Annotated in this window: 16 protein-coding genes and 1 pseudogene; 9 read left to right on the top strand and 8 right to left on the bottom strand. The window is 61.2% G+C overall.

The window, feature by feature from the left end; all coding sequences use genetic code 11:
• Positions 1-164 precede the first annotated feature (164 nt).
• From AQUI_RS0124670 to AQUI_RS0124660, 3 genes are all read left to right on the top strand, one after another.
• Positions 165-968: a hypothetical protein gene (locus AQUI_RS0124670; protein WP_027259912.1), complete on the top strand. Its 804-nt coding sequence runs from the start codon at positions 165-167 to the stop codon at positions 966-968.
• 146 nt (positions 969-1,114) lie between these two features.
• Positions 1,115-2,194, top strand: coding sequence for a transporter substrate-binding domain-containing protein (locus tag AQUI_RS0124665; RefSeq protein ID WP_027259911.1), 1,080 nt, complete (start codon positions 1,115-1,117; stop codon positions 2,192-2,194).
• Positions 2,195-2,205: 11 nt separating this feature from the next.
• Entirely contained in the window at positions 2,206-3,231 is a 1,026-nt protein-coding gene (locus AQUI_RS0124660; protein ID WP_027259910.1) for a transporter substrate-binding domain-containing protein, read from the top strand.
• Between the two features lie 2 nt (positions 3,232-3,233).
• Here the strand turns inward: AQUI_RS0124660 and AQUI_RS0124655 are convergent, their stop codons facing one another.
• Together AQUI_RS0124655 and AQUI_RS29495 are read right to left on the bottom strand one after the other, a co-directional pair.
• Entirely contained in the window at positions 3,234-3,599 is a 366-nt protein-coding gene (locus tag AQUI_RS0124655) for a hypothetical protein (RefSeq protein ID WP_156916912.1), read from the bottom strand.
• Between the two features lie 103 nt (positions 3,600-3,702).
• Positions 3,703-4,089, bottom strand: coding sequence for a hypothetical protein (locus tag AQUI_RS29495; protein ID WP_027259908.1), 387 nt, complete (start codon positions 4,087-4,089; stop codon positions 3,703-3,705).
• Between the two features lie 195 nt (positions 4,090-4,284).
• Here AQUI_RS29495 and AQUI_RS0124645 point away from each other — a divergent pair, with 195 nt between their 5' ends.
• Positions 4,285-4,737, top strand: coding sequence for a methylated-DNA--[protein]-cysteine S-methyltransferase (locus tag AQUI_RS0124645; RefSeq protein WP_027259907.1), 453 nt, complete (start codon positions 4,285-4,287; stop codon positions 4,735-4,737).
• Positions 4,738-4,849: 112 nt separating this feature from the next.
• Here the strand turns inward: AQUI_RS0124645 and AQUI_RS0124640 are convergent, their stop codons facing one another.
• The 3 genes from AQUI_RS0124640 to AQUI_RS32625 are packed head-to-tail and all read right to left on the bottom strand — an operon-like array spanning position 4,850 to position 6,072.
• A complete protein-coding gene (locus tag AQUI_RS0124640) occupies positions 4,850-5,560 on the bottom strand; it encodes a CDP-alcohol phosphatidyltransferase family protein (RefSeq protein ID WP_027259906.1) in 711 nt (236 codons plus the stop codon).
• Between the two features lie 39 nt (positions 5,561-5,599).
• Positions 5,600-5,812 (bottom strand): hypothetical protein, encoded by a 213-nt coding sequence (locus tag AQUI_RS0124635; RefSeq protein ID WP_027259905.1) that lies wholly within the window; start codon positions 5,810-5,812, stop codon positions 5,600-5,602.
• A gap of 47 nt (positions 5,813-5,859) precedes the next feature.
• Positions 5,860-6,072: a GDCCVxC domain-containing (seleno)protein gene (locus AQUI_RS32625; RefSeq protein WP_483805652.1), complete on the bottom strand. Its 213-nt coding sequence runs from the start codon at positions 6,070-6,072 to the stop codon at positions 5,860-5,862.
• 255 nt (positions 6,073-6,327) lie between these two features.
• Here AQUI_RS32625 and AQUI_RS28750 point away from each other — a divergent pair, with 255 nt between their 5' ends.
• From AQUI_RS28750 to AQUI_RS0124615, 4 genes are all read left to right on the top strand, one after another.
• Positions 6,328-7,344 carry a tyrosine-type recombinase/integrase gene (locus AQUI_RS28750; RefSeq protein WP_211236001.1) on the top strand — a complete coding sequence of 339 codons (1,017 nt, stop codon included), beginning with the start codon at positions 6,328-6,330 and terminating at the stop codon, positions 7,342-7,344.
• Positions 7,329-7,556, top strand: coding sequence for a tyrosine-type recombinase/integrase (locus tag AQUI_RS32330; RefSeq protein WP_211236021.1), 228 nt, complete (start codon positions 7,329-7,331; stop codon positions 7,554-7,556). The genes AQUI_RS28750 and AQUI_RS32330 overlap by 16 nt, the downstream gene beginning before the upstream one ends.
• Positions 7,550-8,575 (top strand): tyrosine-type recombinase/integrase, encoded by a 1,026-nt coding sequence (locus tag AQUI_RS28745; protein WP_156916911.1) that lies wholly within the window; start codon positions 7,550-7,552, stop codon positions 8,573-8,575. Before AQUI_RS32330 ends, AQUI_RS28745 begins: the two co-directional genes overlap by 7 nt.
• Positions 8,461-9,450 carry a tyrosine-type recombinase/integrase gene (locus AQUI_RS0124615; protein WP_027259904.1) on the top strand — a complete coding sequence of 330 codons (990 nt, stop codon included), beginning with the start codon at positions 8,461-8,463 and terminating at the stop codon, positions 9,448-9,450. Before AQUI_RS28745 ends, AQUI_RS0124615 begins: the two co-directional genes overlap by 115 nt.
• Before the next feature lie 146 nt (positions 9,451-9,596).
• On the opposite strand, the gene AQUI_RS0124610 is transcribed toward AQUI_RS0124615, so the two are convergent.
• The 3 genes and pseudogenes from AQUI_RS0124610 to AQUI_RS30330 all read right to left on the bottom strand — a co-directional run bounded on the left by AQUI_RS0124610 (position 9,597) and on the right by AQUI_RS30330 (position 13,161).
• The gene (locus AQUI_RS0124610; RefSeq protein ID WP_027259903.1) at positions 9,597-10,517 is read right to left on the bottom strand and encodes a tyrosine recombinase XerC; all 921 of its coding nucleotides are present in this window, start codon (positions 10,515-10,517) and stop codon (positions 9,597-9,599) included.
• Entirely contained in the window at positions 10,514-11,212 is a 699-nt protein-coding gene (locus AQUI_RS0124605; RefSeq protein WP_027259902.1) for a DUF484 family protein, read from the bottom strand. The genes AQUI_RS0124610 and AQUI_RS0124605 overlap by 4 nt, the downstream gene beginning before the upstream one ends.
• Positions 11,213-11,915: 703 nt before the next feature.
• Positions 11,916-13,161: pseudogene (locus tag AQUI_RS30330) on the bottom strand (IS3 family transposase).
• A gap of 125 nt (positions 13,162-13,286) precedes the next feature.
• Between AQUI_RS30330 and AQUI_RS0124585 the strand changes: the two are divergent.
• Positions 13,287-14,825: a hypothetical protein gene (locus tag AQUI_RS0124585; protein WP_027259900.1), complete on the top strand. Its 1,539-nt coding sequence runs from the start codon at positions 13,287-13,289 to the stop codon at positions 14,823-14,825.
• Positions 14,826-14,864: the final 39 nt, after the last annotated feature.

The following is a 14,864-nucleotide window of genomic DNA, read 5'->3' as shown; positions in this document are numbered from 1 at the left end:
TGTTGCGGGATTTCCTGCACTTTTCCGGGTGCGGCCTTGTGTATTGGCAAATTGAATTCCTCTAGATGTTGACCGGTTTTATACAATTGGTTAAGAATTCGTTAATTCCATGTAGGTTTTCAGCCGACTTAAAAATATGGCATGGGGCAGGGGAGCAGTTTATTATGCTGAAGCGGAAAGCGGACGCGCAACCGGTAGGCGAGCCGGGCAAGCCGCGCGGTGCATCTATCCGGATTGACGGGGTATCGGCACCAAAGAATATGAAAATCGGGCTGGTCGCGGACAGCTCCGGGTTCAAACCGGAACCCGCGGCGGCAATTGCAAAGCCTGCCTCTTCAAAAACTGCTGCCGTCAAAACGGCCAAATCTGCCATGGCGGCGAAACCCGCCAGTGCAGCAGCGGATGAGCAGAAAATTGTTCCAGGTCCGCAGCCCGTTGCGCCGGTGCAGGCGGACGGTGGCAGCGCGCTGCCGAAACTGGGCTTGGCCGCAGCGGGTCTGGCAGTCGCTGCGGCGATGCTTTTGTATTTCCAGTTCAGCGGCGGAACCCCGGCTGAACCGGCTGAAAGGGCTGAGCAGGCCAGCCTGCAAACACCGGCAGCAGCGGATGCCTCTGCCGGCACCGTGCAGCCGGCCGGTGCCGCCGCGGCGGCCGGCCTGCAAAAGGACGGCGCCAGCGGCGAAGACGCGATGGTCGCCCGTATCACCGCCGGAACCCTGGCCGCGCTGCGCAGCAGGCGGGCAAATCCTGAAAGCCTCAATCAGGCGGCAGCTGCGGCCCCGGCCGAAGGAACCGCGCTTTACAAAATGGTGCTGACTGCCGCGGCGCAGGGCCAGTCCGAGGCCTATATCGACCAGCTGGTGAACGGTGCCTACGAACGTAAGGAAATCACCTTGCCTGCCAGCCTGATCGGGGCTGACGGACGGGTCGACACGGCCACCTTGCTGGCGCTGTTCGTCGGCAACTGATCTCGGCTCCGGTATCCGCGCCGGAGCCGTTCCCGTTTGAGCAGCCGGCAGGATGCCGGCGCCGGCCGGGGACTACCCATAACAACCAGAACACGGGCGCTGCAGACCGGAGCCGGCTGCGGTGCAGACTATTTCCCGGGGGGACTATGAAGAATTACATTGCAGCCGCTGCCATGGGCCTTTTTGCCCTTGCAGCCAATTCCGCTGCGGCCGAGACCTGCGGCGGGGTCTATGCCGTGCAGCCGGGCGACAGCCTGTCGGTGATCGCTGACAAACTGTACAAGGATGCGGGCAAATGGAGCGCGATCCACAGCCGCAATATCGGCACCATCGGCCCCAAGCCCAGTGCCCTGCGCGTCGGCATGAAGCTGTCGCTGGCCTGTCTTGAGGGCCTCCCCCTGGGCCTGGAAGGCGGCAAGGAAATCTCTGCCAGCGTGCCTGTGGCTGCCAAACCGGTGCGGATCGCCTCGGGCAGCGCCGAGGTGCGTCACCGCATCAACCTGCTGACGGCGGATGATTTTGCCCCCTTCACCGGCAAGGATCTGCACAACGGCGGCATGATGACCGACGTGCTGAACGCCGCAATGCGCCACGCCGGCCCTGAGCAGGGCTACGCGGTCCATTGGGTCGACCTGTGGACGGCGCATGAAGAGCCGCTGCTGTCGAATGCGCTGCTGGATGCGGGTTTCCCCTGGTACAAGCCCGACTGCGAAAACAGCCCCGAAGAACCGCGCTGCAAGAACTTCCTGTTCTCGGATTCGCTGTTCGAAGTGCTGGTGCTGATGTTCACCGACAAGGCGCGGCCATTGACCTTCACCAAGGAAGAAGACCTGTTCGGCAAGACCTTCTGCCGCCCGCAAGGCTATGAGACGTATCTGTTCGAGCAGCAGGGCCGCCACTGGCTGCGCGATGGCAAGGTTGAGGTGGTGCAGCCGCTGACCACTGCCGAATGCTATGAGATGGTGCTGGAAGGCAAGGCGGATGCGGTGGTGATGAATGAATTCACCGGCCGCGCGCAGATCAAGGAACTGGGCCTGTCGGGCCGCTTTGACGCGGTGCCCGAACCGATCTCGATCCAGGCGCTGCACGTGATCGTGCACAAGACGCATCCCGAGGCGCAGCAGATGATGGACATGGTCAACGCCGCATTGCGCGGCATCCGCGAAGATGGCACCTATCAGGCGATCATCGAAGACCACATGGCCAGAGTGTGGGCCGGATATTGAGGGGGAAGAGCATGCTGAACAGCTTCTGCCGCCACTTGCTGGGCCTGGGGCTGCTGCTGGGGCTGCTGCCCTCGGCGGCCCAGGCGATCTGTGACGTGGAATATGTCGTGCAGCCGGGGGACAACCTGTTTTCGATCGCCGAGACTCATTACGGCGACCGCGAGCGCTGGACCATGATCTACTACCGCAACCAGGATGTTCTGGTCGGCTCGTCGGTGGTGCCGGGACGCAAGCTGCAGATCCCCTGCATCAAACAGGCGACCGCCCCGGACGCCACCCCGCTGCGCAGGCAGGAAGCCGAGATGACGCTGCTGACCGGCGGCGGCTATGCGCCCTTTACCGACAGGAGCCTGCCGGGCCAGGGCATGGTGACCGAACTGGTCAATGCGGCGCTGGAATTGGCACCCTCGCCAGTGTCTTATGCGATCAGCTGGGAGGACGATTGGTCCAAGCATCTGTTTCCGATGCTGGACCAAAAGGAGTTCGATATGGGCTTCCCTTGGTTCAAGCCCGATTGCAAGGCGGAACCCGGCAATGAGCGCTGCGTGAATTTCCACTTCTCCGAACCGGTGATGGCGCTGCCGATCATGCTGTTTGTGCGGGTGGAGGATCAGTTCGCCTTTGCAGATGACACCGACGTCGAAGGCAAAACCCTGTGCCGCCCCAAGGGCTATTTCACCCACGATTTGAACCGGCAGGGGCGCCGCTGGCTGGATGACGGCAAGATCACCCTGGTGCAGCCGCATTCACCGGCCGACTGTTTCCGCATGGTGTCCGAGGGTCAGGTGGATGCGGTGGCGGTGAACTTGTTTCTGGGCGCCAGCACCATCGTCCGGGAAGGTCTGCGCGACACCGTTCTGCCGTTGGAAAAACCGCTGTCCGAGGAAGGCCTGCATGTGGTGATCTCCAAGCGCCACTGGCGCGGCACCTCGCATCTATACCGGATCAACGCAGGCCTGAAAAAGCTGCGTGAAAGCGGCCGCTTCGAGGAAATCATGTCACGCCATCTGGAGCTGTTCTGGGCTCAGCTGCAGTAACTTCAGGCCTGCCAGGCCGACGCGGTCCTGGCAGCCTCATAGCCATGGCAGGCAGCTTCGGATCCCATCTCGGGATCCGGGCCTTTGCGCTTCGCACGTTGCAGCAGCAGATACGCAGACAGGACGGCGTTTTCCTGAAACAGGGTCGGCCTCCGGTCTGTATCGCGCTGATACTCTCCCGCCCGGGCACGGCGGCTGCCCTGATCGCCGGAGGGGGCTCGCGAGTGGCTGTCCGGGTCCCGTTCACGCGGGCTGGTGCTGGCGGATTCGCTGCGCTCCGGATCGTCCGAGCGGACAACCGGGCGGGCGGTCAAGAGACCGCGGTTCGGTTTGGCAGGATCTACCCGTCCTGAAACTGGTATAAACATTGAGCGGAACCTTCGCGGTGGCTGAGAACCGGTCTTGCAGGAAGGTTAACATAACGCGCTTAACGGCGGGTTAATGCAGTCCGCAGCGCGCCGGCAGGGCGGATCAGCCGGTGATGCGCCGGGCCTTGGCATACAGGTTTTCCGCCTCAAGGGCACTGACCGGCTTGGGGCCTGCCTGGCAGCCGCTGGCCAGATCCAGGAAATAGGCGGCCATGTCGATACCATTTATCTGCCTGAGGTCCAGCGCCGCGGAGCGGGCTGCTGCGCGGGCAGGGCCGACGTACTGGGCTGTCAGGGCATCCGGGCGTTCGCCGCTCAGCGCCTGTTCCCGGGCAGCGGCCCGGGCCAGCCCTTGGGCAGAGCCCTCGATCAGCGGTGCATCCACGGGCTGGCCGCCTGCTTGCGCGACTGCCGGCTGGCGCTGATAGGCGGCCTGCATCTGTTTCATGCTGTTGTACAGGCTGGCGGTGCTGGAAACTGCAGTAATCATCTTGCTGACCTTTAGGATCGTTCTTGAAACTCACTTTATTACAATTTGATGCAATGTGGCGGCGAAACCTTAACACTGGTTAATATAGTGTTAATGCGGTGCGGCGGGGGTGCGGCCGGCCGGGCAGAGGCGCCCTTGCCTCTGATGCCATTCCTGCAGAAGATGCGCAGGCAGAAGACGCTCCGGGGAGGACCCATGATTTCAGCGAGCCTTGATTCACCCGTGGGTGCGCTCAGCGTGACAGAGCGGGACGGCGCGATTGTGCGTCTGGCCTGGTCAGCTCAGGCGGACGGGCAGTCAGCGCTTCTGGACAGCGCTCTGGCGCAGTTGCGCGCCTACTTTTCCGGAGAGTTGACGGTCTTTGATCTGCCGCTGCATGTGGAGGGCTCGGACTTTCAGCGCGCGGTCTGTGATGCGATGCTGGCAATCCCGCTTGGCGAAACCCGCACTTATGGAGAAATCGCCAAGGATCTCGGCGCCCCGCCGCAGCCGGTTGGCAATGCTTGCGGCGCCAATCCGATCCCGGTGATCATTCCCTGCCACCGGGTGCTGAGTGCCACTGGCTTGGGTGGCTTCTCGGGCCATGGCGGGGTGGAAACCAAGGTCGCGCTTTTGAAACATGAAGGCGCTGCGGGCCTGCTGATCTGAACGCACGGTCCGGCCTGCAGCGCTCCTGCAGCTTCTTCTGGCCGGAAGTATCCCGGGGTGATTGCGTCCTGCCAAGGACGCAGAGGGGCAGCGCCCCTCTATCAGCTAAGCATCAAACCGCTGTGGATTTACGCTGCCGTTCCGGCACGATCTGCTGGGCAATGCCGACAAACAGCAAGTAGACCGAGGTTACCACCAGCCCCCAGTGCGCCCAGCTGGCGGGGTGGAAATCGACCCAGGCGGCCCAGCCGGCAAAGAAAGTCCAGGCCAACGCCATGGGCAAAGACACCTTGCGCCAGCGCACTGTGCGCACCGGATGAATGAATTTCAGCGGCAGGAACATTGCCAGGGACAGCAGCGTCACCAGAACCAGGCTGGTCCAATGGCTCGGCTCCAGCGCAAAGATCACCAGCACCAGCATATTCCAGCAACCGGGAAAGCCGGCAAAGGAATTGTCCTTGGTCTTCATCCTTGTGTCAGCAAAATACATCGCGCTGCCAAAGGTGATAACGATGATTGCAAACCAGCCGGTCCAGCCCGCCATCAATCCTGATTGGAACAGCGCAAAGGCCGGGATGAAGACATATGTCAGATAGTCGATGATCAGGTCCAGCAGCACCCCGTCGAATTCCGGCGAGTAGCGTTTGACATGGTAGTGGCGGGCCAGCGGACCATCAACGCCGTCAACGGCAAACGCGACCACAAGCCAGACAAACATAAGGCTCCACTTGCCATCCGCGGCGGCCAGCATCGCCAGCATGGCGAACACGGCGCCGGTTGCAGTCAGCAGATGAACGGAAAGGGCGCGGATCTGAGGTGTCATGCGCCCCTGATGGCGAATTTGGCCGAATCCCGCAAGTATTCAATGCAGCTTTGGGCGGAATTCCGTACCCTTGGAGAACTGGATGCGGGCCATGCGCTGGCCAAAGGGTGCTGGGTCGGTGATGTCAGGCGAGGAGAAGGGCGCTTTGGAAGGCAGATCGCGTGCCCGCTCCCAGGGGGGCGTCCCGGGCGGCGGAGCAGGAGCGGCAGGGGCGCCATCGGCAAACAAGGCAGAAATGCCGTTACAGGTCATAGCAGAATCCTTTCTGGATCGGTTTCTGCCATCAAGCCCGCAGCGCCTTAACAGCAGCTTTCCCGCTGTCGTAAAAATTGAGCGCATTTTAACAAAAGCAGGTGCACCGCAGCGCTAGCCGCAACAGTTGCTTCCGGTCTGCACCGGCGGGCAGGGATGCTGCCGTAGGAGCAGAAAACGCAGCAATCTCCGGGTTTTGGCCGCAACAGGGTGCGGCAGGCCGGGCATTCATGAAACCATTGGCAGGCGTTTTGCGGCATCTCTTCTGCGGCCTCATGCCCGCAAGAAGGACAGGTGAGGACACTGGTCAGGGCGGGTATTGCGGGTTCAGTTGCAGACATGCGGCAGGCCTCCCTGATTTCCGCAACTATGTGGCGACGATTATTATGCGGAGCCGTGTACATCGCCTCTTGGATTGTGGCTTTTTTACAGCCGGTTAGGCAGAACAAACAGGCACATGCGCCCCGCATAACTATGCTCTCCCGCGATGGTTTCACACCTTGAGGAGAGAGAAGATGACTGACCAATACCGTAATCGCTGGTTCCTGGATCCGGGGCCGGTTTCGTTGTGGATCGATCAGTTCGCGGACGAGCTTGGCGCTCAGAGGTATTCGCCGCTGACCATTGAAGGCTACAGGGCATCGGCACGCCATTTCGCGGTTTGGCTGGAAAGCACCGGCATACCGATGGTCAGCGTCGATGATGGAGTTGTTCGTCGCTTCGCCGAACACCAGTGCCAATGTCCCGGCGGGCGGCGATGGCAGCATGTCTCACCAAAGTATGCGCGACGTGCCAGAAGGTTTGTTGTTTTCCTACAAGGTGCGGGCGTCGCACCTCCGCCGTTGAAGGCCGCGCCAGAATTTCCCTTGCTTGACGACTATCAGCACTGGCTGCGTTTGCATCGGGGTTTGGCGGAACGGACAGTTTCCCGTCATCTCCGCATCCTCAATAAGCTGTTGCCGGAACTCGGTACAGCGACCCACGATTATGATGCTGCCCGGATACGTTTTGTTGTCCGCAAATGGCGGGGGCAAACCGGTCCGGCCGGCCTGAGAACCATAACAAGCGCCTTGCGAAGCTATCTTCGCTTTCTCGCCGGCGCGGGCTTGTGCCGTCCCAACCTCGATCACGCCATTCCGCCGGTCATACAATGGCGTCTTTCGTCGTTGCCGCGGTATCTGGCAGCCGCAGATGTGGAACGTGTCATTGCATCCTGCGATCAGCTTGCCCGGGGGCGCCTGCGGGACCGGGCGATCCTGCTCCTTCTGGCGCGCCTGGGGGTGCGGGCCGGGGATGTCGCTGGTCTCAGACTGGGCGATATCGACTGGAACGCCGGTATCCTGAAGTTGAGTGGCAAGGCGCGTCGCCAGGTTCGGCTGCCGTTGCCGCAAGATGTAGGCGATGCGCTTCTCGCGTATATCGAACAGGAACGCCCGCGCATGCCTCAGGACGCGGTCTTTCTCATGATGGTCGCCCCTACCGCTCATTTGAGCAATCATGCCACGTCTCGGCCATTGTGGCGCTGGCATTAAAGCGCGCCGGCATTTCCGATCCGCCATCGAGCGGAGCGAGCTTGCTGCGCCACTCCGCGGCAACTTCGATGCTGCGGTCGGGGGCCACATTGGAAGCTGTCGGCACGGTTCTGCGCCACCGCTCGCTTGATATGACTGCGCATTACGCCAAGGTCGGTATCGCGATGCTGGAACAGATCGCTCAACCCTGGCCGGGAGAATTGACATGCTGAGTCAACTCCTCGCCGATCATGTCGCGCTGCACCAGGCGCTGGGGTTGAAATTCCGTACCCAAGGCAGTCTTCTACGCAACTTCGTTGCCTTTGCCGAGAGCCGCAGTGAGCATGTCGTAACAACAGCCACCGTGCAAGAATGGGCACTACAGGCATCTTCTCCAGAACAACGTCGCAACCGGCTTTTGACAGTACGTCGCTTCGCGCGCGCGCTTAATGCCGAAGATCCGAGCCATGAAGTTCCCTCCGCCGATCTCTTCGGCCGTGCCAGCCGCAAGCGGCGCACGCCTTACATCTACAGTCCCAGTGATATCCAACGGCTGATCGACGCCGCCCAGAGGCTTGGCCCCGCTGGCTCGATCCGGCCGCTCACCTACGCCACGATGTTCGGGTTGATTGCGGCAACAGGCATGCGCGTTTCAGAGGCCATCGCCATTCGATTGCCGGACGTGACCGATGACGGCCTGATCATTGCCCAGACCAAGTTTAAGAAGAGCCGGCTGTTGCCACTGCATCCAACGACTCGACGCGCTCTTGACGGGTATCTTACGATGCGTCTGAAGGCGGCCAGCCCGAGCGGCACACTTTTCCTTTCGCATCAGGGCACGCCGCTCGCCTATTCGACAGTCGCAACGGTATTCCTCCAGATCACGCGGTCAATCGGCTTGCGCGGTGCGGCAGGAACACCGGGCCCCAGGATTCATGATCTGCGCCACACATTTGCTGTTCGCTCCCTTGAGGCCTGTGCGCACGATTCCAAAGCCGTGGCGCGGCATATCACGGCCCTCAGTACCTATTTGGGGCATGCCCATGTCACCGATACATACTGGTATCTCGAGGTAACACCCGAGCTGATGACACACATGGCAGCTGACGGCGAGAGGCTGCATTGCGGGGNGACGGCATGGCCCAGCTTGCCCAGCNCCTCGCCGCCTTCCTGCGCAACCATCTTCCCAATGAAAGACGCGCAAGCGTTCATACCTGCGATGCCTATGCCTACAGCTTCCAACTGCTGGTGACATTCGCCGCCGGGCGATTGAGAAAGCGGCCGTGCCTGCTGCAGATCGAAGACATCGACGTGCCCACGATCCTTGCCTTTCTCGAGCACATCGAACAGACGCGAGGCAACAAGGCCCGTACGCGCAACGCAAGGCTGGCAGCCGTAAAGTCCTTCTTTCGCTATCTCGAGCACCGAGTACCTGCCGTGCTGGACCAGGCGCTTCGGGTGCATGCCATTCCGATGAAGAAGGTTGATCAGAGGCTTGTAGCGTCGCTTTCGAGGACAGAAGTACAAGCGCTGCTCGATACTCCGGATCGGAGGACAGCATCGGGCATCCGTGATCGAGCCATGCTGCATCTGGCTTTTGCCGGAGGGCTGCGCGTTTCCGAACTCATCAGCGCCGGGCTCAACCAGTTTGACGGGCGGTCCCCTGCCAGCATCCATATCATTGGCAAAGGACGAAGGGAGCGCGTGCTGCCGCTCTGGCAGGAAACCGCTGCCGCAATTCGCGCCTGGATCGCGATCAGACCCGAAGTCGGCGACACCGCGCTCTTCCTGAACAATGCCGGTCGAATGATGACGCGTGCCGGTTTCGAATACATTCTCGAGAAACATGCCAATACGGCTGCCCGCATCGCGCCCACCCTGGCGGCCAAATCGATAACGCCCCATGTTCTGCGGCACAGCTGCGCAATGCACATGCTTCAGGCGACCCGGGACATTCGCAAGGTCGCACTGTGGCTTGGTCACGCCACGCTCCAGAGCACCGAGATCTACTTGCGCGCCGGCCCAACCGAAAAACTCGAGATGCTTGACGCTCTGGAGCCGCTCGGCATCAAGCCGGGCAAGTTCCGGCCACCGGACAAACTGCTCGCGATGCTTTCCGCGCGGTAGAATAGTTATGCGGAGTCAATGTAGGCGGAACCGTCCGAAAAAGTGCCGGTCTGCTTCTTCGGCTCCGCATAATAATCGTCGCCACATAGTTGCGGTTATGCAGAGGACTGCATAACCGCAAAGGCCAGCCAGGACCTTGGATCAAGTCATGCCTTGGGGTGCGCACGCATGTAGACGTCCATCAGATGCGTGGTGTCGACCGCTGTATAGGCCTGGGTGGTCGACAGGGACGCGTGTCCCAGCAATTCCTGAATGGCCCGCAGATCGCCGCCTGCCTCCAGAAGATGGGTGGCAAAGCTATGCCGCAGCGCGTGCGGCGTTGCAGTCGCGGGCAGCCCCAGCTGGACCCGGGTTCGGGCCATCACCGCTTGGATTTGGCGCGGGTTCAGCGCGCCGCCCCGCACTCCGCGGAACAGCGGTGCTTGCGCCTCCTGCGGATGCGGGTTCAGCGCAAGGTAGCGGTCCACCGCGTCGCGCGCGGCCGGCAGCACCGGCACCACGCGTTCTTTTTTGCCCTTGCCCAGGATACGCAGGACCGGCGGCAGCGGCGCGTCGGCGCCCGTCAGCCCCAGCGCCTCAGAAATCCGCAACCCGCAGCCGTAAAGCAGCGTCACCACCGCCACGTCGCGCGCCGCCACCCAATCGGTTTGCGATTGCAGCTCCACCGTTTCCAGCACCGCCTTGGCGGCATCCGGCGCCAGAGGGCGGGGCAGTTTCTTTTGGAACTTCGGCGCCTTGGCAGAAAGCACCGCGGCAGGCTCAAACCCTTCCCGATCCGCCAGCCAGCGGTAAAAGGTCTTTACCGCGGACAGCTTGCGCGCCAGCGAGCGGGCACCAGTGCCAGAGCCGCGCTCCGAGGCCATCCAAGCGCGCATATCCGCGGTGGTGATCCGGGCCAGCGCACCCAGTCCCTGGGGGCCGCCTGAATGCGCTGTCATAAAGGCCAGAAAGGCGCTGACATCGCTGCGGTAGGCGGTCAGGGTATTGGCAGAGGCATCCTCCAGCCCGCCCAAGCGCTCCAGCCAAAGCTGCAGGGCATCACGGCAGGCCGGGGAGATCAGGGTCATGACAGCCAGCAGCGCATCGCGCGTTCAAAGACACCGGCGAAGAAAGCCAGCAGATCCGTGCCTTGCATCGGCGAGAACTGATGGGGGTCTTCGGACCCCATCACCAGCATGCCGGGCAGGCGGCCGTCGCCCAGGTCCAGCATCAGGCAGGCCTCGGAGCGGATCCATTCGGCCTTTTGCCCATAGACGCGCGGGCTGCCGCCCTGGGTCTGGCGCAGAGTCACAATGCGCTGGCTGCCGGGCTGGCCGGCATAGCTTTCGGTGAAGCCGGGGCCGGACAGCTTCAAGGTGCCGGACTTGCGTTCTATCTCGGCGCCGCCGGGCTGGGCGGTCTCGAGCACCAGCGCCAGGGACTGCACGCGCAGGATCTCCGGCATCTCCTGTTCCAGGCAGGCCAGAAAGGCGGCGAAATCCTGCGGCTCCAGCAGCCGCAGCACGGCGCGATGGATCAGGTTGGTGCCAGCCAGATTGTCATAAGCCGCAGCAATCACCGAACGGTGGGTATCTTCCAGCCGGTCGAGCCGCGCGGCCATCCGTTCCATCGCGATACCGCGCAGGTCAACGACATTGGAACCCATCGCACGCTCATTGGCGGCGACAAGCGCATTCATCAGGTGCTGGTCTTGCAGCACGGCATCGGGTTTGGCGAGGATCGCCTCGCGCAACTGGTCTTCCAGGCTGGCTGAACTGCTCATGTTTGAAACTCTTGCGGGTCCGGACCTCTGACGGGTTTGGACCGTGTATAGCATGGGAACCGGGCTTTGCTGCGGAAAAATGCAGTTGCAGCGGAAATTGCAGCGGCGGCGCGCCGCAGGCGCGCTGCCGGGCCCAAGCCCCCATGCGGTCCGGCGTCAGCCGGGCAGTGCAGGGACGCGGGAGTGCTTCGCTGCAGTTATGAAGGTGCTGGTAAAGACACTGGCAGTAACGGTCGCAAAGAAAAAGGCGCCTTGATCAGGTGACGCATTCCGCCCTGTGGGACATAGCCACCATCAAGCCTGTCGCGGAAACGCGTCAGGCTATTGATTTGTTCTGAGATTTTAGTCGCGTCCGGGATGCCGCAATTGAAACAAGTGCGAGAAAATAGTCTCGCACGCATCGGGCAGCATCCTGCCCGAAAAAAAACGAGCCGTTTCGGAACTTTTTTCTTCTGATCCAGAACATAGAGCCAATATTCTTGCCCTGCAAGCTTGACCGTTCTCTTCGGAGAACACGCGGAGATTTCCGCATTGTGAGACTCCTAACCCCGCGGAAAATCTGTTCTTTAGTCAGAAAAACGACTCTAGGCGGAACCGCGAAAGACGAGGTTCCGAATGGCAGGTTTGGCAACATTCAATTTTAGGCTCTCCCAGCTTTACCCAGGGGTAATCCCCCGTTTTGCGGGGGGCTTGGTCGTAGAATTTACGCGACCATCTTCAGTTTCTGTGCAGGTGTCATCCCGCCGTTGCCCATGTTGGGGCGTTCATGGTTGTAGGACCACAGCCACCCGGTGGCAATCTGCTGCACCTCCTCGATGCTTTCGAAGATGTAGAGGCCAAGCCATTCGTGCCGGACCGTCCGGTTGCAGCGCTCGACATAGGCGTTCTGCTGGGGCTTTGCGGGCTGGATGTAGGCCAAGGCAATGCCCCTGTTCTCAGCCCATTCCATGAGGGTGCCACTGACGTATTTCGGGCCGTTGTCGACTCGAATTGTCCCAGGGGCACCACGCCATTCGATGATCTGGTTCAGGGCTCGAACAACCCGTTCCGCAGGCAGTGAAAAGCCGATCTCAATGCCCAACCCTTCGCGGTTGAAGTCGTCCAGAACGTTCAGCAGCCGGAATTGCCGTCCATCCTCCAGCCTGTCGGCCATGAAGCCCATCGACCGGACCTCATTCGGGGCCTCAGGCACAGCCAGTTCGTCCGGCTTTTCCCGCTTCAGACGCTTGCGCGGCTTGATCCGCAGGTTCAGCTCCAGCTCGCGGTAGATCCGGTAGACGCGCTTGTGGTTCCAAGCGTGGCCCTGCACGTTGCGCAGATACAGGAAACACAGGCCAAAGCCCCAAGTCTTCCTTGCAGCCGCCAGGCCGCGGAGCAAGTCGGCGATTTGCTCGTTCTCCTCGTCCAGCTCCGGGCTGTACCGATAGCACGTCTCACTGACATCGAACGCCCGGCATGCCAGCGCAATGCTGACGCCCTTCATCGCCACCGCTTTCACGGCCAACTCTCGGCGTTGACCCTCTCGGGACATTGCTTCGCAATGCCCTGCCGGGCAATGGATGGCCGGATCGTTCGATCCTTCTCTCGAACCAGTGGCGTTCAGGATCTTACTTATCCGAGCGCCTCCTTCAGCAGGTCGTTCTGCATGCTGACGTCAGCGTACATGCGCTTCAGCCGCCGGTTCTCCTCGGCCATCGCCGCTCGCCATTGCCCTCGGATCAATGGCGGACAAAGGCTCGCTCTCACTGATGAGACTGGCGTCCATGCCGCCGTACTTCGCTCGCCACTTGTACAGCGTGGCGCTGGTTCGGCGGGGAATTGATCCACTGGATCAATTCCTATTCCACCTCACTCCCGTGCTCGCGGCACAGCTCGGCGGCAGGCACACCGCCCTCCATCTGGCGCAGCACACCCATGATCTGGGCTTCTGTGAATCGGGTCTTCTTCATCGGAATCTCCTCGTTCATCCTGCCGAGAAAATTCTACTTCCGCATCCCCTTAAAATCGGGGGGGATGACCCGCGCAGCTCAACTGCGCCATCACGGCGGACGCAAAGAGCGGGTATGTATATCGCATGGATGTCGACTTCGACCCACGGGTAAAACCGCTCGATCTTTTCAACAACACCTACACCGGCGGCCAAGGAAACCCGCAGAACTTGTTCCAGAGCTACCCCGGGAGCAAGTTCGGATCTGCGCCGAAGTTCTCCTGGCAGCGACCAACCGGCCGCCTACATGAACCTCAGTTCTTCGCGGCGTGCATCAATGAGCTGGATGCCTTCCGCGTGAGGGCGCAGCGCCGAATGCCGAAGAAACTAAAGGCCGACGCCAAGGCCAGAAACGATCTCACCGTCCGCCTAAACGGAATGAAAGAAGACATTCGCGTCATTGCCGAAGACTGGTTCGGTTTTCCTGCTGACACCGATGCGGAACGCGGTTCCTTCGGGGGAATGACCACAAACGACTTCTACGCGAAGGCCGCGCACTTTGTTCTTCTCAAAGAGATGCTGCCGAAGGGGCGGATTGTCCTGACGACGGAACAGGTGGCCATGCTCCCAAATATCCTTCCGCACGTATTCGAAGAGGAAATCTTGGCGGACCGCTTCGTTTGGCTGGCGATGAAGTTCAAGGAAAAGACGACAAAGCCAGAAAAGCTCGGAAAAGTGAAGGTATACAAGAAGTCGCGCCGTCAGTTTCACAACGACGGCATGTATGCCGGTCGCTTCTCTCCTGAGACTGATGCCCGCACCGTCACGGAAGCCTACATCGCGGACCATATGGCACCCGCAATGCACGGGACCCGGCCGTATCCCGGATCGAACTACCAGATCCCCACATTTCCAAAGCTCTGGATTTCTGCGCCGACGCAGGCGAGCGGAGAGCTCGACAAGGTCGTCGGATTCCCGATCCTGCCGGGGCATCTGCGTCAGAAGGTGAAGAACATCCCGTTCGATGGTCCTCTTGACACCGATATTCGCGAGGAACTGGCACCCTGGGTCTACAAGGCGACCCTGCAACCGGCGAGCACCTTCATGAACTCGCTACGAGAACGCCTCAGCCTGGCGGACAGAGCAGGCAGCGGAGGCGCCCGGATTGGAGGTTCCTATGTTCAGGGGGCTATCTTCAATCCTGCGATGTTGATCTCGATCATCAACATCTTCCGGATCAAATACAACTTCTTCGAACCGAGGGTCTATACGGCGCCATACGAAGAAATCGACGGCTTCGGGAAAGCGGCGAAACTGATGCCGCGCTCCCTCCGCATCCCGGGGACAGACGAGTTTATCCAGCGAGCGCCTCGCGCGCGGCGCTCGCCGCAGAAGCGCATTCCAGCAATGCGCCACGGCCTGGATGCGCGCAAACTCCGAAAGGGCGGAGACGAAGATATGCCTGATCTCTACCGCGTACTCTATCGACCCTGGCTCAATGCCGGCGCGAAAGTGGGTGCCAAGCTGGACCGGTCATGGAAAGCTCCCGCAAGCAAAGCGGAAGTCCCGCCGACGGATCAGGCGGAAATCGTCGCCCCGAACCCGGAAGTCGTAGCGATTCCCGATAAATTGAGCGTGCGGCCCGACTTGCAGCGCCATGAGGAGCCGGGGCCGGGTCAAACATGATCCTGCCAGAACTCATCATATTGTGCGGCGCGTATTTCG

This window comes from Leisingera aquimarina DSM 24565 (genome assembly GCF_000473165.1).
Taxonomy (GTDB): Bacteria; Pseudomonadota; Alphaproteobacteria; order Rhodobacterales; family Rhodobacteraceae; genus Leisingera; species Leisingera aquimarina.
The sequence above is the reverse complement of the archived record's forward strand: the minus strand, read 5'-3'. Positions and strand labels throughout refer to the sequence as shown.